18 protein-coding genes are annotated in these 19,416 nt (G+C 35.3%); 14 read left to right on the forward strand and 4 right to left on the reverse strand.

What is annotated here, in order from left to right; translation table 11 throughout:
- The 3 genes from EOJ36_RS06660 to EOJ36_RS06670 are packed head-to-tail and all read left to right on the forward strand — an operon-like array spanning window position 1 to window position 3,193.
- A complete protein-coding gene (locus tag EOJ36_RS06660) occupies window positions 1–1,014 on the forward strand; it encodes a dipeptide epimerase (protein ID WP_127803641.1) in 1,014 nt (337 codons plus the stop codon).
- The gene (locus tag EOJ36_RS06665; RefSeq protein ID WP_127803643.1) at window positions 1,015–2,025 is read left to right on the forward strand and encodes an aminotransferase class I/II-fold pyridoxal phosphate-dependent enzyme; all 1,011 of its coding nucleotides are present in this window, start codon (window positions 1,015–1,017) and stop codon (window positions 2,023–2,025) included.
- Window positions 2,015–3,193 (forward strand): serine hydrolase, encoded by a 1,179-nt coding sequence (locus tag EOJ36_RS06670; RefSeq protein WP_127803645.1) that lies wholly within the window; start codon window positions 2,015–2,017, stop codon window positions 3,191–3,193. The genes EOJ36_RS06665 and EOJ36_RS06670 overlap by 11 nt, the downstream gene beginning before the upstream one ends.
- Before the next feature lie 75 nt (window positions 3,194–3,268).
- Here EOJ36_RS06670 and lgt read toward each other — a convergent pair whose 3' ends face one another.
- Window positions 3,269–4,087, reverse strand: coding sequence for a prolipoprotein diacylglyceryl transferase (lgt, locus tag EOJ36_RS06675; protein WP_127803647.1), 819 nt, complete (start codon window positions 4,085–4,087; stop codon window positions 3,269–3,271).
- Between the two features lie 150 nt (window positions 4,088–4,237).
- Between lgt and EOJ36_RS06680 the strand changes: the two genes are divergently transcribed.
- The 11 genes from EOJ36_RS06680 (at window position 4,238) to EOJ36_RS06730 (ending at window position 16,561) form a co-directional block, all read left to right on the forward strand.
- Window positions 4,238–5,455: a PepSY-like domain-containing protein gene (locus EOJ36_RS06680; protein WP_127803649.1), complete on the forward strand. Its 1,218-nt coding sequence runs from the start codon at window positions 4,238–4,240 to the stop codon at window positions 5,453–5,455.
- A 288-nt stretch (window positions 5,456–5,743) separates the two neighbouring features.
- The gene (locus EOJ36_RS06685) at window positions 5,744–6,766 is read left to right on the forward strand and encodes an Ig-like domain-containing protein (protein ID WP_164847862.1); all 1,023 of its coding nucleotides are present in this window, start codon (window positions 5,744–5,746) and stop codon (window positions 6,764–6,766) included.
- Entirely contained in the window at window positions 6,738–8,354 is a 1,617-nt protein-coding gene (locus EOJ36_RS06690; RefSeq protein WP_238944446.1) for an Ig-like domain-containing protein, read from the forward strand. The genes EOJ36_RS06685 and EOJ36_RS06690 overlap by 29 nt, the downstream gene beginning before the upstream one ends.
- A gap of 62 nt (window positions 8,355–8,416) precedes the next feature.
- On the forward strand, window positions 8,417–8,989 hold the full coding sequence (locus EOJ36_RS06695) for a hypothetical protein (RefSeq protein WP_127803655.1): 573 nt from the start codon (window positions 8,417–8,419) through the stop codon (window positions 8,987–8,989).
- Between the two features lie 52 nt (window positions 8,990–9,041).
- Window positions 9,042–9,782 (forward strand): NIPSNAP family protein, encoded by a 741-nt coding sequence (locus EOJ36_RS06700; RefSeq protein WP_127803657.1) that lies wholly within the window; start codon window positions 9,042–9,044, stop codon window positions 9,780–9,782.
- A gap of 24 nt (window positions 9,783–9,806) precedes the next feature.
- Entirely contained in the window at window positions 9,807–10,751 is a 945-nt protein-coding gene (locus tag EOJ36_RS06705; RefSeq protein ID WP_127803659.1) for a glycoside hydrolase family protein, read from the forward strand.
- Window positions 10,751–11,764, forward strand: a complete 1,014-nt coding sequence (locus EOJ36_RS06710) for a glycosyltransferase family 2 protein (protein WP_127803661.1) — start codon at window positions 10,751–10,753, stop codon at window positions 11,762–11,764. The genes EOJ36_RS06705 and EOJ36_RS06710 overlap by 1 nt, the downstream gene beginning before the upstream one ends.
- Before the next feature lie 22 nt (window positions 11,765–11,786).
- Window positions 11,787–14,822: a PVC-type heme-binding CxxCH protein gene (locus EOJ36_RS06715; protein WP_127803663.1), complete on the forward strand. Its 3,036-nt coding sequence runs from the start codon at window positions 11,787–11,789 to the stop codon at window positions 14,820–14,822.
- 1 nt (window position 14,823) lies between these two features.
- Window positions 14,824–15,732 carry a hydroxypyruvate isomerase family protein gene (locus EOJ36_RS06720; RefSeq protein ID WP_127803665.1) on the forward strand — a complete coding sequence of 303 codons (909 nt, stop codon included), beginning with the start codon at window positions 14,824–14,826 and terminating at the stop codon, window positions 15,730–15,732.
- Window positions 15,733–15,776: 44 nt separating this feature from the next.
- Window positions 15,777–16,064, forward strand: coding sequence for a metalloregulator ArsR/SmtB family transcription factor (locus EOJ36_RS06725; RefSeq protein ID WP_127803667.1), 288 nt, complete (start codon window positions 15,777–15,779; stop codon window positions 16,062–16,064).
- Window positions 16,065–16,084: 20 nt separating this feature from the next.
- Entirely contained in the window at window positions 16,085–16,561 is a 477-nt protein-coding gene (locus EOJ36_RS06730; protein ID WP_127803668.1) for a hypothetical protein, read from the forward strand.
- On the opposite strand, the gene EOJ36_RS06735 is transcribed toward EOJ36_RS06730, so the two are convergent.
- The 3 genes from EOJ36_RS06735 to EOJ36_RS06745 are packed head-to-tail and all read right to left on the reverse strand — an operon-like array spanning window position 16,562 to window position 19,371.
- The gene (locus EOJ36_RS06735) at window positions 16,562–17,824 is read right to left on the reverse strand and encodes an MFS transporter (RefSeq protein WP_127803670.1); all 1,263 of its coding nucleotides are present in this window, start codon (window positions 17,822–17,824) and stop codon (window positions 16,562–16,564) included. It abuts the gene before it with no gap.
- Complete coding sequence (locus EOJ36_RS06740; RefSeq protein ID WP_127803672.1) at window positions 17,811–18,572, reverse strand: hypothetical protein; 762 nt, start codon at window positions 18,570–18,572, stop codon at window positions 17,811–17,813. Before EOJ36_RS06740 ends, EOJ36_RS06735 begins: the two co-directional genes overlap by 14 nt.
- Window positions 18,559–19,371, reverse strand: coding sequence for an MOSC domain-containing protein (locus EOJ36_RS06745; protein WP_127803674.1), 813 nt, complete (start codon window positions 19,369–19,371; stop codon window positions 18,559–18,561). The genes EOJ36_RS06740 and EOJ36_RS06745 overlap by 14 nt, the downstream gene beginning before the upstream one ends.
- Window positions 19,372–19,416 lie beyond the last annotated feature (45 nt).

The raw sequence follows: 19,416 nt of genomic DNA on the forward strand, positions 1-19,416 counted from the left end.
ATGGAATTAATACTTCATCAGTTCGATCTTCCATTAAAACATACGTTCACCATAACACATGAGTCGAGGGACATACAACCTACCCTCATTGTGGAACTAACTTATAAGGGAATAAGTGGATTTGGTGAAGCAACAGAAACACCTTATTATGGTGTGACCATGCAAAAAATGATTAGCCAATTAGAGGAAATAAAACCTTTATTAGCAAAAGAGTTTCTTCCGCATCCTTCAGATTTTTGGAAAAGTGTTTCCAACAAACTTTTAGACGACCATCCTTTTGCCTTATGTGCCTTAGACGTGGCCTATTGGGATCTTTGGGGAAAATTTCATCAAAAAAAACTAGTCGATTTATGGGGATTAGATACCTCCAAAAATCCCATAACAGATTATACCATAGGCATTGACACAATTCCCAAAATGATAGAAAAAATGAAGGAAATGCCTTTTCCTTTGTATAAAATCAAATTGGGAACAAGTGAGGACATTGAAATCATAAAAGCCTTACGAAAAGAAACAGATGCCATATTTCGAGTAGATGCCAACACAGCCTGGACTCCTATACAAACCCTAGAATTCGCCCCACAACTAAAGGCCCTTGGGGTTGAATTCATTGAACAGCCACTTAAAGCCGACAATTGGGATGGCATGAAACAACTAAAAGGAAAATGTGCTCTACCCATTATTGCAGATGAATCGTGCATTTTAGAGGAAGATGTAAGCAAATGTGCAAATATTTTTGATGGCATCAACATCAAATTAATGAAATGTGGTGGCATCACTCCAGCACTTCGAATGATTGAAAAAGCGAAAAATTTGAACCTAAAGGTAATGGTGGGTTGCATGACCGAATCAACCATTGGTTGTTCCGCCATTGCTCAATTACTTCCTTTACTCGATTATGTGGATATGGATGGCTGCTTATTGGTAGATGACCAAATTTCTAAAGGTATCACTATAGATTTTGGCAAAGTAATTTATTCTAAACTCCCAGGAACAGGCGCACAACTAATTTAAATGGCGAACTATAATTTATTTTTAGACGATCTGCCTCAAAAATACATCAAAATGGATGGGGTATCCTATAAATGGATAGGCGGATCTAACTATTTATGCATCGGTTCTCACCCACAATTTCAACAAAATCTAAAAATTGGCATTCATAAATTTCCACAAAACTGGGGAAGTTCGCGTTCAAACAATGTAAAATTTGAACTTTGGGACGAATTTGAAGGCCTTTTAGCTGAAAAATTTCAACATGAAAACGCGGCATTATGTACCTCAGGTCAACTGGCGGGACAAACATGCCTATCTGTTTTAAGTCAAATCATTCCCGAATTTGAGGTAAAAGTTGCCCCAAATACGCATCCTGCCCTTTGGCCACATCATTATTATCCCACTTATTTAACTAAAGAAGAATGGATTAATAGTTTAAGGGGGATAAAACATTCAATTATAGTGAGCGATGGCATTCAATCGCCATTGATGCAAGAATTGAATTTTGATTGGGCAAAAGATTTGGATGCTAGTAACATTTTAATCGTGGATGAATCGCATCGATTGGGATTAATTCCAATAAGCATAGATACTCCCGCAACATTAATTCAAACCGCCTCACTTTCGAAAACTTTTGGAATTCCTGCAGGAATAATTTTTAGTAATTCACATATTATACATGCGATAAAAAGTCATCCCTTTTGGATTGGCTCTTCCCCGGCAAATCCAAGCTATATTTATGCAGCCTTAAATAGTCAGGATGCTTATTTAGAACAAAAAAACAAATTAGATCAATTGGTCAAAAAATTCCAAAATCAAGTATTACCTGGTCCATTGATCGTGCAAAACCATCCTTCTTTTGCCTTTAAAACACCTGAAATATTTGATAAATTCAAAGAAAATGGATTTCTACTCAACCAATTCCCCTATCCACAACCAACAGATGAACCCATTACTAGAGGTTTGATACATCCGCTTTTGAATGAAATAGATGTGGAGGAAATCATAAAAATTATGAATTATGAAATATAAATTTTGGATATTTTGCGCATTATTAATTGGATTTCAGATGAATGCACAGAAGAATTACATTGAAAATTTATTAGTGCAAAAGGATTCGTTTTTTAAACCATTGTTTGAAAATCCGGAGAAATATAGACTTCAAATACTTTATACTAAGATTACTCGCGACCAGCAAAATAAGCCTCACTTTAAAACTTATCAGTATCGAGCCAATTCAAAAGAATATTTTTATCCGGCTTCCACCGTAAAATTGGCGGCTTGTATTTTGGCCTTGGAAAAAATAAATCGCCTTAAAGAAAAAGGAATTGACAAAAATACAAGCCTAATCCATTTAAAAAACAGAGATTCGCAAATTGCTCAATTGAAAGATTCTACCTCTCAAAATGGATTACCCTCGGTAGCCCAATACATCAAAAAGATATTATTAGTTTCTGACAATGATGCCTTCAATCGGCTTTTCGAATTCATTGGTCAAGAGGAATTTAACAAACAAATGAAGCAAAAAGGCTTCAAAGATGTACGTATTGTCCACCGACTTCAATTGCCATTACCCCCAATTGAAAACAGATATTCCAATCCATTTCAATTTATAGGAGCAGATGGAAAAGTCATTTACGAGGAAGCTGAAAAATTCAATGAACATCCAATTTATTCAATATCTCATATATTTTTAGGTAAAGGTGTAATGCAAGACGATGGAAAAATAGAATACAAACCACTTGAATTTACCTTCAAAAACAGCTTTCCTTTGAAAGCCCAACATGAATTGTTGAAAAGATTGATGTTCCCCGAATCAGTAAAACCCTCCAAAAGATTTGAATTAAATAAAGAAGATTATGAGTTTTTGTACGAGTATATGTCGATGTCGCCTTTAGAATCTGACTATCCGAATTACAAATCAGACAGTACCATTCACGACAATTATTGCAAATTTCTATATTATGGTGGTGACAAAAACACTCCTCAAAATCCCAACATAAAAATTTACAACAAGGTAGGAGATGCTTACGGTTTCCTTCTCGACAATGCCTACTTCATCGATAAAAAGAATAAGATTGAATTTCTGCTAACAGCAACAATCCTATGTAATGAAGACGAAATCTTCAACGATGATAAATATGATTATGAAAAGGTAGGGTTTCCTTTTTTTAAAAAAATAGCAATTTTGGGAAATTGAGAATAGGAGAATATAAGAATATAAGAATATAAGAATCGGGCAATTTCATACATCTTACATCTTAAATCTTAAATCTTACATCTGCCTCCTTCCCCAAACCAACACCCCAATCCCAAATAACACCGCTGGAATAGACAAAATTTGTCCCATATTTAAAACCATGTGGTCTTCAAAAGAAGATTGATTTTCTTTCAAAAACTCATATAAAAAACGAAGTGTGAATAAAATAATCATAAACCAGCCTGTCAGCAGACCTTCTTGTGTTTTTTCCTTTTTTCTACTCCAAATAAACATTAGGACCAAAAATAAAACAAGACAAGACAAAGCCTCATAGAGTTGAGAAGGGTGTCGAGGAACTACCCCACTTGAAAAAGTAGCAAATTCCATATCCCGATAAAAACGGAATCCCCATGGTAAATCAGTTGGTTTGCCAATGATTTCAGAATTCATCAAATTACCCATACGGATAAAAAATCCACCCAAAGCTATGGTTGGAACGACACGATCCGTAACATATAAATAAGATTGTCCCGGATTTTTCTTTGTATACAAATAAAAGGCAATAAATAAACCAATTGCTGCCCCATGGGATGCCAATCCAGAAAAAGGCGGGGTTATCATTTGAATTAAAAATCGCAAAGGATCTTCTAAGAAAAGAGGATATTCATAAAAAACGTAATGGCCTACACGAGCGCCAATTACGGTAGCCACCATGGCGTAAATCAGTAATTGATCTGCTTGTGCAGCTGGTCGACCCTCCTTTTTAAAGATATAACTTAACACTTGAAAGCCAGCTAAAAATGCCATGGCAAACAAAAATCCATACCAACGTATAGAAAATCCAAGTACTGAAAATATTTCTGGATTGGGATTCCAATCAATTGCTAGCAGCATAAATTTGTTTTTTTGCCAAAATTAAAAATAATCATTGTCAATTTCAGTCATTTCGTCGACAAGTTCAAGAAAATAAGTTTATTGATTAAAATTGCATATATATTTGGGTATTCAAAAACCGTTTAAAAAGAAATTTAAACAAAAAAGACCATGAAAAAGTTATTTATTCAATCTGCCACTTTGTTATTCTTAGGAATGGGAATCATTTCTTGTTCAAAGGAAGATATGGGAACCACCTCTGCAGAGGTTATTAACCAAAATGCTGTTCCAGTTGCGGTTGTTAAAACTGTTAATTCAACTTATGCGAATGCAAGTACTATTGAATATTCAGTATTAGCTGCAAATAGTTTGTACAATGCCGACATTAAAACAGCAACTAGCTCAACTTCAGTTGTTTTAAACAAAGAAGGAAAAATTAAAGAAAAAGGGGTCCAAATCACTCAAGCTGAATTACCGAAAACAATTACAGATTATTTATCTGTAAAGTATCCAAGCTACACTTTCGACAATGCAGCAAAAAAAGTTGATTCTTTGATTGCAGTTAAAGGTTATAGAGTTGATTTAACCTATAATGCAGAAAAATACACAAACTTTTTTGATGCCAATGGAGGTTTTTTAGCCGAAATCAAAGGCATGATGGGTAAGCCAGGCAATATGGGACCAGGTGGAATGGGAATGGGTCCAGGTAAAAATGGCGACAAACCTGCTCCTGCTGCAACGATCACCGAAGCAGAATTACCAGCAGCGGTTAAAACAGCTATTACTGGATACACCTTTAAATCTGGAGTGTTAATTGTTGATAAATCTGGTGCTAAATTATATCATGTACATGTAGAAAAAGATGGAACGGTTTATAATTTGACTTATGATGAATCTGGTAAATTAGTAGAGAAATCATCCGAAAATGCCAAAGGTGCTGACGTAACTAAGGCAACCCTAACAACCTTACCAGATAAAATTAAAACTTATTTAGATGCTAATGCAAAGGGATGGACATTGAAGGAAGCAATTTCAATTTCTAAAGATGGTGTAATCATTCACTACCATGTAGTAGTAACAGTAGGCGGAAATTCTCAAACTTATATGTTTGACAAAGATTTAAATTTAGTAACAACTCCTGGTAAAGGTCCGAAAGACAACCAACCATTACCAAACGTAGTAGTTACTGAGTTAACAAAAGATAAAATCCCTTCTGATGTTCAAACCTATTTGAATACAAATTATGCAGGTTGGACATTAGACAAAGCAATATCTATCACAAAAGACGGAACGGTATTAGAAACTGAAGTATTCTTTAGTTTATCGGGCAAAAAATATAAGTCGGAGTTCGACGGAACTAATAAATTCCTTAGTACGAAGGTTTTATAAAAAATATCTAAACATTAATTTCATTGAAAAGCCAGACAATTGTCTGGCTTTTTCTTTTTTAAAAAAGTTTACATTCAATGTACTAAATTTTAATTTGGACTAAAACCCGAAATCAATCCATCAAAATGCTCCCATTTTATACAAATTGAAATAGGTAAAACTAATTTAGGACAAGTGTTTTTTATTTAAAACTTATTACTCGTCCTAATTATTAAACTTATGTTCAAAATCAAATTATTCCGGAAATCCGGCATGAAATTGCTATTGCTTTTTGCGTGCCAAATACTAATGATATCCCAAACAATGGGGTATTCAGAAAAAACAAACAACTTTTTTTACTCAGAAAACAAGAGTAATTCTGCACCTACCATTGGTAAATACTCAATTCAAAGTGTTAACGGATGGACAGGCGATTACAATGGTAGTACAACAACCTTCGTTTATCGAGCCGAAAACACCAATGGCGGTACTGGTATCAGTCACATGGCATTGTTGTCGTTTTGTACCAACAGTTTAATGACTCAAAGTGTGGCTTCCGTTGGAAATTATACGTCCAACAATGGAACCTACAATGATTCATCCATCCAAGGGTCAACCTGGGATAATAATGACCCTCCTACAGCTTCTTGTCAAGCTGGAGCTCAAGAAATATTAAAAATCAATGGAGTAACTGGAGGAAATGACAAATACACCTTTTTCAAATTGGTTTTGAACGGGAACTATACCGCTGTAAACGGAAAAATAACATACAAAGTCGGAACACCTCCAGGAACTGGAGCCCCTGCATGTTATGTTTTAGAAACAAATGATATAAAATTACCTAAAAAAATTACTGGAACAATTTCAGGATCGGGTCCAATTTGTGTAAATGCAACAACAACCTTTTCAACAAATTTATCTGGAGGAACTTGGAGTTCGTCAAACACAAGCGTTGCTGAAGTAAATTCAAGCGGTGTTATTACAGGAAAAGGGATCGGAACTTCTACAATTACTTATACGGTTGGTGGTAATTGTGGTGAAAGTGTGTCAAAAGATATTTCAGTAATTGGTGCTCCAAGTATAAATGTTACTGATGCTGAAAGATGTGGTCCTGGATCAGTAACTCTGTCCGCTTCAACAGATGCAGGGGGAGTAATAGATTGGTTTAACGCAAGTTCAGGCGGAAATTCATTACATACTGGCACAACCTATTCTACAAGTACAACTGCAACATTTTATGTTCAATCAAGTTTAAATGGATGTACAAGTGAACGAAAGAGTGTGGTAGGAACAATTTATAAACATCCCAACTGTTGCTTCTACTACTCCTAACTCTAATTGCGGACCAGGTACGGTTGCTCTTGGGGCTACGGCAAGTACAGGCGCTACTATCTCTTGGTTTGAAAATAGCTCAGGCGGTAGTGCTTTGACAACAGGTACTTCATATACAACTCCGTCCATCTCTACTACTACCTCGTATTGGGTGTCGGCTAGTGATGAGCATTGTACAAGCGCAAGAACTGAAGTGATTGCTACCATTTATAACATCCCAACTGTTGCTTCTACTACTCCTAACTCTAATTGCGGACCAGGTACGGTTGCTCTTGGGGCTACGGCAAGTACAGGCGCTACTATCTCTTGGTTTGAAAATAGCTCAGGCGGTAGTGCTTTAGCTACTGGTACTTCTTATACCACTACCTCCATCTCATCTTCAACTACTTATTACGTTTCAGCTACTAAAGATGGTTGTACTAGTGGTAGAACTGCTGTATTGGCAACAATTTATGCAATTCCAAGCCTCTCAGGTACTGCTTCTGCTTGCGTCGGTGCAACTACCCAATTATCTGCAACTACCTCAGGAAGCAATTGGTCAAGTTCAAATACTAGTGTTGCTACTGTAAGCTCGACTGGTCTTGTAACTGGAGTTGCTGCTGGTACTGTAACTATTACATTTTCGAATACCAATAATTGTTCTGCTACCTATCAAGTAACCGTGACTTCTTGTGAACTTCCTCAAGGAGTTTATCCAACGGAAGTAAGTCCTTCTGGATTTGCAAATGGTGTGGGAACTCGTTTGGCCGGAATTGCTTTGACAAAAGGAACAAAAAATAATTCTGCATTAATTTCAAATGCAACTCCAGGTGTGTTCTTCTTTATTACGACAATTCCAGCGAACCAATTAAACAGTGGTGGAGGAACATTTTATATAAACCAGGTAAATGTCACCAATCCTTCACCAATTGCAAATAAGTCGACTGTATTTAGCTTAAATCAGTTACAAATTACGGCTTACAAGGAAGATGGACAAACCAAAATCTCTGGATCTGTTTCGACTATTAATACAGGAAATTCATATTCAAATTCATTTAAATTCACTTATGGGAATTTATTAGGTGCTAAAAAAGTAATCTTATTTGTGAAATACGATTCGAAATCCATTTTAAATTATCCGTATGATTTAAATAATAATTTCAGAATTGCAATTGTTAATAACAATAACAATCCATTGGTTTCAGCTGTAGACTTTAGGGCTTCAACAGACTACAGTGGCACACAACTGGTAACCTCTGGCATTTCCATTTTACCAAATGCTAATACTTCGATGGTTTCAAAAACTGTTGTAGAGCCAGAAGTGGTAACATTAAAAGCTGAAGATGTTGAAATAAATGCCTACCCTAATCCATTTATCAATAAGGTCAATTTCTCCCTTGTATCCTCTAAAACAGGTTCTGGAGTCTTAAGAATTTTTGATATGAATGGAAATTTAGTTGCCACTCTTTTTGATGGAACTTTAACGGCAAATGTGACAGAAAAAATTGAATTTGCACCCAATTTATCTAAGTCATTAGACCGCTTAATCTACCGTTTTGAAAAGGATGGACAATTAATCAAATCGGGTTACATCATTCAAGGAAATTAATTTGAATTTTAAATTTTCAAAAGGCTCCAAATTTTTTGGAGCCTTTTTTTGTACCTTTAAACATGCAAAACATTGAACCTTCCTTCCAATGGGAAAATAAATACAATGCCTCTCAGGATCATAAATCGCCATTTTATGGCAGAAAATATTCCGAGACAATTTATGAACACGATATTTATGGCTATTACATTCACCCACTTTGGGATGAAATTGAATCCGAAACTCTTTACCTGAAAATCCTTTTCACAGATTATCAATTAAAATTTTCCATTATAGAACTTTTTGGAGAATGGAATGATACACTCCACAATGACATCATGTTTTTCAAACGAAAAGTAATCGATTTATTAGTAGAACAAGGGATAAAACATTTTATACTTTTCGGAGAAAATATATTCAATTTTCATGGTACTTTTGAAGACGATTATTATGCAGAATGGTTCGAAGAAGTGGAAAATGGATGGATTGCTGCACTAAATTTTCCAGAATTCGTGGAAAAGGAATGGACTAAATATCATTTGGATTATTACATCAATTTCGGTGGAAATCTTTACTTAGAAAATTGGCGAACGCTACAACCTGAACAAATATTCAAAGGAATTGATTTACTTCTTAGCAGACGACTAAACCCATAACCCGACAACAGTTTCAAACTTTTATTTTAACTTGTAAAAAAAATAATTACTTATGAAAAAATTATTAACACTCCTTCTATTAAGTTTTAGCCTAATAACCTTTGCTAAAAAACCAGATTCAAGATATTTTGAACTACGAATTTATTATTGCCATCCGGGTCGTTTAGATGCCCTATTAAATCGTTTTAGAAATCACACAACCAAGATTTTCGAAAAACATGGTATGACAAACGTGGGTTATTGGATTCCAAACAAAAATGACCAAAATGCACTGTATTATATCATGGCCTACCCTAGTCAAGCCGCAAGAGATTCTTCTTGGAAACACTTCTCAGCAGATCCTGAATGGAAAGAAGTGGCGAAAAAATCAGAGGAGACTGGTAAAATTGTAGCTCGAGTAACTAGCATTTTCATGAATGCAACGGATTTTTCTCCAAAAATCAAGAAAAATATCAAGTCGCCAGATAGAACTTTCGAAATGAGAACTTACACAGCTACTCCTGATAAAATCGAAAATGTTTTAGCTCGTTTTAGAAATCATACAACTAAATTGTTCGAAAAACATGGAATGACCAACATTGCCTATTTCAGAACTATTGAAAAAGAAGGTCAATCCAAATTACTTTATTTATTGGCACATAAAAGCGAGGAAGCAGGAAAAGCATCTTTCGATGCCTTCAGAAATGACCCAGAATGGATAAAAGTTCGAGACGAATCAGAAAAAAATGGGAAAATTGTAGAAAAAGTTGAATCCATTTTAATGAGTCCGACCGATTTCTCCACAATCAAATAATCCTTTTTCGTATCTTTGTAAGATATGAACTGGACCAAAAAAGGCTTGATCTACTGCCCAAAAGGCGAGCAAGAATGGAATGCAAACCTTTATGCACATGTAGTATGTGCAGATAATTCTTATGAGGACCGCATTCGATTATACTATTCTTGTCGCGATTCCCTTGGCAGATGTCAAGCCTCTTTTATTGATTTAAATTCGAATGACCCTTCAAAAGTCATTTACGAACATCCTGAACCCATTTTAAGTTTAGGTAAAGCTGGTTTATTCGACGACTGCGGGATCATGCCAACTTGGTTTCTTCAAAATGGAGAAGAAAAGTGGTTGTATTATATCGGCTGGACGGTTCGAAATACCATCCCCTACCACAATGCCTTAGGCTTAGCCGTTTCAAAAGATGGCATTCAATTTGAGAAAAAATTTGAAGGACCAATCCTTTCTACCATTGCTACAGAACCCTATTTCAACGGTTCGGCTTGTTTTCTTTTTGACAAAGGAAAATATAAGTGTTGGTACTTGAATTGCACTGAATGGACTCCTGATTCTGTAGGTCGATTGGAGCCCATGTACAACATTAAATATGCCGAATCAACTGATGGAATCAATTGGCAAAGAAATAATGTGGTAGCAATTGATTTCAAGGATAATGTGGAAGGTGGAATTTCTCGACCAAGTGTTATCATCGAAGATGGTATCTACAAAATGTGGTTCTCAGCACGTGCGAAAACAGATTATCGAGATAATAAATCTAGATCCTATCGCATTTATTATGCTGAATCTTTAGATGGGATTTCATGGAAAAGAAAGGATGATGAGACGGGAATTGATATCAGCTCTAATGAACAAGATTGGGATTCTCAAATGATTGAATATCCTTTGGTAATCAATCACAAAGGAAATAAAATTTTATTTTACAACGGAAATCACTTTGGTAAAACAGGTGTTGGCTACGCAGTTTTAGATAAATAATGGATTTCAGTAGATTTGATCATGATGAATTTCCTGGCTCAAAGGTTTCAAACAAACCCAAAGTAAGTGTTTGTTTAATCACCTATAAGCATGAAAATTACATTGAAAAATGCCTCGATTCCATTTTAGAACAACAAACTTCATTTGATTTTGAAATTGTTGTTGGAGAAGACCATTCTCCTGATAATACTGCAAAAATTCTAGAAGCTTATGCCCAAAAACATCCTGAAAAAATCAGAGCATTTATTCGCCCCAAAAATATAAGTGCCAAATTTAATTTTTTACATACCTTCTTCGCATGTAAAGGAGATTACATTGTTCATATAGAAGGCGACGACTATTTTTGCGACCCCAATAAACTACAAACACAAGTTGAATTTTTGGAACAAAACCCAAGCTACTCTGCCTGTTTTCACAATGCAATAATGCAATATGAAGATGAAATAGCTGTAGAAAACCACAACATTAATCCTCCAAACCAAAAAGCGATTATTCATTCTGAAGATTTTTTACAAGAAAAAGAGACTTGGTTCATGGCCACAGCTAGTGTCATGATGCGGCGAAAATTTGTAGAAACTCTTCCCGAATGGTTTTTGAAATCCAAAAGCGGAGATATTCCACTATATGTTATCTTGGCCGAACAAGGACCCATTGGATATATTGACAAAGTAATGACAGTCTATCGTCGACATTTGGAAGGTATGTCATTTACAGATAGTAATCATCAACTAATTTTTCTCCAAAATAGGGTATTTATGTATTCCAAAATCGGAGAATATACCAAGGGGAAATACAAGCCATTGATAAATTCAATTCTTGGAGACTATTATTTAATGTACCTAGACACCCATGAATTGAAAAATAATTGGATCAAAAAATTCTGCTTTTTCCTAAAAGCATTCATTTTACTTCCTAAAGGTTCAAACAAAAAATTAAAAGAAGTATTTAAATCATCACTTCTCACTAATTTTTTGAAAAAAATTCTAAAAATTTATCTTATTTTTAGAAGATAATTATTGCCATAAACCTATTTAAATGAAAAAATCATTTTTCTCAGTAAAAATGAAGTCACTTTTGTTGGCCTCATTTTTGTTGACTTCAGCCCTTTTATTTTCATTTTTCAATCAAAAATCAACTTTAATCAATGAATTAAGGAAGGATTACTTTGAAAGTCATAAGCAAAGTCCAGAGGAACTAGAAATTTATCCGGGATTAGAAGCTACCCTTTTTGCCTCGGAGCCTATGTTGAAAAATCCAACTAATATAGAAGTTGATGCACAGGGTAGAATTTGGGTACTTGAGGCATACAATTATCGTCCGGCTATCAATGGAAATCCAACCAATCCGGAAGGTGATCGAATATTGATTTTAGAAGATACCGACAAAGATGGCAAAGCAGATAAAAAAACCGTTTTTTATCAATCAAAAGACCTAAATGCTCCTTTGGGAATTGCAGTTTTAGACAATATGGTCATTGTTTCACAAAGTCCATACATCTGGAAAATGTACGATGACAATAGAGATGGGAAGGCCGACAGAAAAGAAATACTATTTCAAGGAATTGGCGGAGAACAGCACGACCACGGGGCACATGCATTTGTATTTGGACCCGATGGCAAGCTTTATTTCAACATGGGAAATGAAGGCAAACAATTATTTGATGCGAAAGGAAAACCTGTATTAGACCAGGATGGGGACCCTATCAATCAAAAAAAATATCGCCAAGGTCTAGTATTTAGATGTAACGTAGACGGAAGTAAAGTGGAAGTTTTAGGACATAATTTCCGAAATAATTATGAGGTAGCTGTTGATTCCTATGGCGCTTTATGGCAGTCAGATAACGATGACGATGGAAATAAGGGGGTACGTATCAATTCAGTTTTCGAACATGGAAATTATGGCTATGTTGATGAAATGACCGGTGAAGGCTGGTACATTTCACGTACAAATATGGAAAAAGAAGTTCCTTTAAAACACTGGCACTTAAACGACCCGGGTGTGATGCCTAATTTATTACAAACTGGTTCGGGTTCTCCAACTGGTATGATTGTGTATGAGGGAAATTTACTTCCCGAAGTTTTCCAAAACCAAATGATTCATAGCGATGCTGGACCAAATGTTGTGCGCGCCTATCCCGTGAAAAAAGCTGGTGCAGGTTATTCCGCAAGCATACAAAATTTACTATGGTCCACAAAAGACCAGTGGTTTAGACCATCTGATGTTTGTGTAGCTCCGGATGGATCGGTATTTGTATCTGATTGGTATGACCCAGGTGTGGGAGGACACCAAGCGGGCGACCAAGTAAAGGGCAGAATCTATCGAATTGCCCCTAAAGGACACTCCTATAATGTAAAGGAATTTAAATCGAATACAGTTGCAGAATGTATTGAAGAATTGAAAAATCCAAATCTTGCTCGTAGATATTTAGCATTTGAGGCCTTACAAAAAAAAGGTACTGAGGCAAAATTAGCTTTGGAAAATATGCTTGCCACAGATTCAAATCCACGAATGAAAGCAAGAGCCTTTTGGGTATTAAATCAATTAGCTCCAAGTATTGAAAGGATTGAACAATTAGCAAAAAATGAGGTACCTGAATTGAGAATGTCGGCAATTCGTGCTGCTAAACAATTGTCATTTGGCAAATGGAAACATATTGCAAAAGCCCTGGTTACAGACTCAGATATTCAGGTAAAACGAGAATTAGCCATTGCACTTCGTCATAATGGTGAGCCTTTAGCCGACGAAATTTGGTCTCAATTAGCCTTGAGCTACGACGGCGCAGACCGTTGGTATGTAGAAGCCTTGGGAATTGGAGCAGATGGCAATTGGAACCAACGATTTGAAAAAGTTTTAAGCAAGAAAAATGAGCTTTCAGAAGCTGCTTTCAATGGTATCGTTTGGCGCTCAAGAGGAAGCAAATCTCTTCCCTACTTATTAGCAATTCTAGAAAACAATCAAGATACCGACAGCAAATTGGCTTATTTTAGAGCCTTAGATTTCAACGAGAGCAAAGAAAAGTCAAACGAATTAGTCAAATTAATTCAAGGTAGATTTGCCAAAGACTTAAAAGCCCAAATGCTTTGCTTGAAACATTTAGACCCTAATTATTTTACTGAAAATCCAAACAAACTTTCTGTCTTACAAGGTTTGATTCAGCAAACAAAAGACGTTGAATACCTTGATCTAGTTTTAAAATACAAACTAGAAACAGAAAAACCGAAAGTATTGGATTATATTCTAAAAGGAAACCAACAACCAAAAGCTGCTCAAGTAATGTATGAAATTGGAGCAGGAAATTTCCTTCAAAATACTTTTGATAAAGCATCTGAAAATGACAAAAAAACGATCATAGATGCAGTGAAAAGTGTTGGAAAACCACAATCTTTGGCCTTGTTATTTGGAGCTATTACCAATCCAAAATTAAGTTTTGAAATCCAACGAGAAGCTGCAAAGCGAATAGGCAATTCATATCCATTAGAAGAAACCGTGTTATCCTATTTGAAGGACAAAAAAATACCGGAAAAACACATTCCGTCAGTGGTCGAAAGTTTATCAAGAGCATGGAGAAAGGCTATAAGAATGGAGGCGAATTCCTACCTTGGACAAAGTCTACCTAAGACCAATCACCCAGCCATTGCAGACATGGTAAAAATGACTGGTAATGCTGCAAAAGGTATTGAAACGTTTGTAAACCTTTGTGCTATGTGTCACCAAGTAAACGAAAAAGGCACCGATTTTGGACCTAAACTTTCTGAAATTGGTTCTAAATTATCCAAAGAAGGAATGTACTTATCCATTTTGCATCCAAATGCGGGTATTGGATTTGGTTTTGAAGGCTTTGATATTCAAATGAAAAATGGAGATGCTTTCCAAGGATTAATCCTTTCTAAAAATGAAACAGATATTGTATTAAAATTACCAGGCGGTACCCAACAAAGGATCAAAACATCCGGAATAAAATCGATGAAAATGATGGAAGAGTCTATGATGCCTGCCGGATTAGCCGATGGAATCAAAACCCAAGAATTAGTTGATTTAGTTGAATATTTATCAAGTTTAAAAAAGAAATAAGATGAACAGAAGAGATTTTTCTAAAATATTATCTGGAGCTGGTTTACTTCCTCTATTGGGAAGTTTTGAAACGAAGGCAAACGTTTTGGCTGAAAAAACTTTTTCCCTCAATTACGCTCCTCATTTCGGAATGTTTAAAAATTCAGCTGGAGAAAACCTGATCGACCAATTGAAATTCATGCATGAAATGGGATTCCGCGCTTTAGAAGATAATGAAATGATGGAACGACCAATTGAAATGCAAACCAAAATTGGAGAAACCCTAGCTAAATTAGATATGAAAATGGGGGTTTTCGTTGTTAAATTTGATGGCTTTTTCGACAAATCGCACATGACAACCGGAAAAAAAGAATGGACTAATAAATTCTTGGCTGCATGCCATCAAGCGGTAGAAACTTCAAAAAGGGTAAATGCTAAATGGATGACCGTTGTGCCTGGTAATTTTACCCGCGAATTACCAATGGGTATTCAAACGGGAAACGTCATTGAAAATCTCAAAAGAGCTGCTGAAATCTTTGAACCCCATCAAGTTAGCATGGTTTTAGAACCTCTTAGCGACAACCCAGACCTGTTTCTACGTCATTCTGATCAATCCTTTGAAATCTGCAAAGCAGTAGGAAGCACTGCATGCAAAACCTTGTTCGACATTTACCACATGCAAAGAAATGAAGGAAATTTAATAAAAATGATGGAGCAATGCTGGGATGAAATAGCCTATATTCAAATTGGTGATAATCCTGGACGTAAAGAACCAGGCACCGGAGAAGTAAATTATGGCAAAATTTTCGATTGGCTACGCAAGAAAAATTACCAGGGAGTACTCGGGATGGAACATGGCAACTCGATAGCAGGCAAAGAAGGAGAGCAAGCCTTGATACAAGCCTATAGAAAAGCAGATACTGCCTATTGATTTTTTAAAAATAATTTAGATATTTGCTTAACTATTTAAATAATATGGAAGCAATCATAAAAGGTTTGAATGATGGGACACGAAGAGAAATTCTTCAATTTTTAGTGGAAGGCCCAAAAAATGCGGGAGAAATTGCAAAGCAATTTTCAATTTCTAAACCAAGTATTTCGCATCATTTAGAGATTTTAAAACAATCTAATTTAATAGATGCTGAAAAAAAAGGGCAATTTGTATTTTACACTCTCAAAAAAGATGGATTTTATGCCTTGCATGAATGGTTGATGGAGTTTGCAAAACATTTTGAATTTTCAAAACCAAAAATTAGATTATAAATTGTGCTGAAATTATACATATGACTTATATACCTACTTCCCTATCCATTTTAAAAACAGAATTAAGTGGTAATTTAATAGGAATTGCTATTCAAAAATTACCTAAAAGAAGCATTTTCCAATCAATTGGCGACTACTTTTCGAGTAAATCAGGCAATGAGCGCATTAGTTTTTTGTTGGTATCTGATCAACATATTTTAAGCATCCATACTCGAGGAAATGAAATTTTGGAAAAATTAGAAATCCCCAAAACTCATATTTCAAAAATTCAAACCTGGAATAAGTCGAGCCACGAACCGCAACAATTAGACATTCAAATTGTTACAGAAACACCTGGAAAAAAGGAAGGACAAACAATTCATAAAACATTTGATTTCGAACTTTTCCCAGCGTTTTTAGGGACTAACACTTCGAAAATTGAGGTTCTATCAGAAATAGTTGAGGTAAAAAATCAATTCAATCAATTGATTGAATATTTTACAAATTGGGGGAAATAATTACTCTTCCCCTACTTTTTTATCAACACGTAAAGCAAACAATTCCTTTGATTTAAAGGCCACAATACTAACTAAGGTTAAGGTTGTGATTGCCCCGACTACAACAGATGGGATGGTACCCAATAGTTTTGCAGCCAATCCCGATTCAAAGGCTCCAAGTTCATTGGATGAACTTACAAAAATGCCATTAACTGACGATACACGACCACGCATTTCGTCTGGTGTATAAAATCGTAAAACGGTTTGTCGGATAACCACAGAAACCGAATCAAAAGCTCCTGTTAGGAAAAGTGCAACAACTGTCAATACAAAATTGGTAGAGAGCGCAAAAACCAAAGTTGCTATTCCGAATCCAAAAATAGCCAACAATAAATTTCTCCAAGCTTTTTTCAAAGGTGGGTAATAAATCATAAATGCCATAGTTGAAACAGCTCCCAAAGATGGCGCCGCACGTAAAATACCCAATCCCTCAGCACCTACTTTTAAAATATCTTCAGCAAAAATGGGTAAAATAGCCACTACCCCACCGAACAAAACGGAAAACAAATCCAAAGAAATCGCATACAGAATAATTTTTGTTTTAAATACAAATTGGATTCCTTCCTTTAAGCTTTGCCAAATCGTTTCATGGCTTTGTTTTTTGGGAGGAATAGGTTTTTTTGCAATAAAGGTAATACAAGCCATGACTACAAAAAGCAAGGCAATAACTACCCAAAGGGACCCTGAAAGTCCAATCCAAGCGTATAAAAATCCTGCCATACCAGGACCCATGATGGCCCCAACCTGCCAAAAAGAACTATTCCAAGTGGCTGCATTGGCAAACACTTCCTTGGGAACTAAAAAAGGGTTTAAAGAAGAAGCTGCAGGTGAAAAGAATCCTTTTGACAAACCGATCAAGAATATCACAAAATAAATTGCATAAATGTGAAACTGGGTATCTGTACTCACCAATTCATTGGCAGAATAAAGTAATATAAATGAGCCTAAAATAATAAAACTCAAACTGATTTGCAGGATTCGTTTCTTATCTCGGGTATCGGCAAAATGTCCTCCAAACAAGGCCAAACAAATATAGGGCACCACTTCTGCCAATCCGATTAGTCCAAGTGCTAATGGATTATGCGTAATCTTATAAATTTCATAAGATAAAATCACCTCCTGCATTAATAATGCCATTGTGAAAACAGAATTACCCACAATAAAGGCCCTAAATTCTGGAAACTTTAAGGCAGCATAAGGATCTTTGTTTTCAAAAAATGTCATAAATAAGGTAAATAATTGGTGACCAATAGGCAATCTCGGCCAAACCACGCATTTTTAAATTAGGATAAAAATAATGAATTATCAATTGAACTCCTAAAGTTATTGTGAGAGGCAGGACTTGCCAAAAACTAAAATTTGAATAAATAATCAAAGAAATTAGTAAGCCAACTATCAAAAATTCAAGTGAAATGATTAGTCTATTTTGAACCTTATTTTCTGGTTGAGCAAAATATAAAAACAATTTAAGATGATGAAAAACTAATAAAAATAGTAGAACCAAAAGAATAAGAAGTAAATTATTAAATCCCATTTGAAAAGGAATAAAAATTCCAAGTGCATAAAAGAGAGCCGTAAAAAATTCTTTTTTTAGATACTTGTTAAACCATTTAAATATTGTAGCCAACCAATAAAAAGCTATTCCAATGGACAGAATTATTCCCTGACAAATAACCTCCTGAGGCAGAAGAAAAAGTACGAATGCCAAACTAATCCCAATTCCCACCACCAACATCCAAAAGGTCCATTGAGATTTTTGCTGATTCAAATGTCGCTGATCTGTAATAGGGAAAATACTCACATCAATTTTTCGATCTAGCAAATAAATAAGCCATAAACCTAAAAAAAGAGCTATTGACAACTCTTTTTCTGGTAATTGCCCTTTTAAAATTTTATGAAAATAAATTTGAAATAATACAGCACCAATGCCCACATCTACCGACCAATGATGTAAGATTTTATACCAACGCATCTTTAAAAGATTTCACCTGTACCCTATCGCCTATTTTTACATGCCCACCAGATTGTGGTACAATTTGGATTCCAAAATTCACCTTATGATTCACCGTCCTGTACTTACTTAACTTACCTAAGAAAGTTTTGTCTAAAACGGCAGTTTGTGGATCCAAATTGATCAAATTACAACGAGCACAACATTTTTTATTTTGTAATACCAAATTACTGATTTCAATGACATCCCAGGAATCTTCTTCAAAACCCAAGTCATTTTCCACAATAATATTGGGTCTAAATCGTAACCAATCAAATGTCCCAAAATCTTTTTCAACTTCTTTAAAAGATGCTGAAGTACACAATAAAATGGGCAAAGAATCTGCAAATGAGGTAAAATTTGAATATTCTGTAATATGTTTTTGAGAAATTGTTCGGTTGTAATTGTAATTCATTTTCACCAAAAACATTTTTTCACTCAAAACCTCTGAAAACCAAAAACTTGCCTTTGCATTTAATAGAACTTGGTTCACTTCGTCATCCCAAATTTGTACCGTTTCTAAATGATTATTGAAATCCTCAAATTCAATTTCTAAAGTTTGTTCAGAAATTTTATCTTTTACAACCACCGTAGGTCCCTTCAGAAAAACTTCAAAACGGGTTAATTCAGGTCGAGTTCGTTGGGTAATAAATTTTCCATTTGTATCTACCAGCATCATTTCTCTGTCCCCCTTCAATCCCAATTGCCAAATTTCAGCTTCTTGTAAAGCAACTGGAGCTAGAGATTTGATTGGATAAATATACAAATGAGAGATTTTCACTTCTTATAGGCTTTTATAGGGTAATAAAAGTTAAATTTACCACAA

Source organism: Sandaracinomonas limnophila (assembly GCF_004005965.1).
Classification (GTDB): Bacteria; Bacteroidota; Bacteroidia; order Cytophagales; family Spirosomataceae; genus Sandaracinomonas; species Sandaracinomonas limnophila.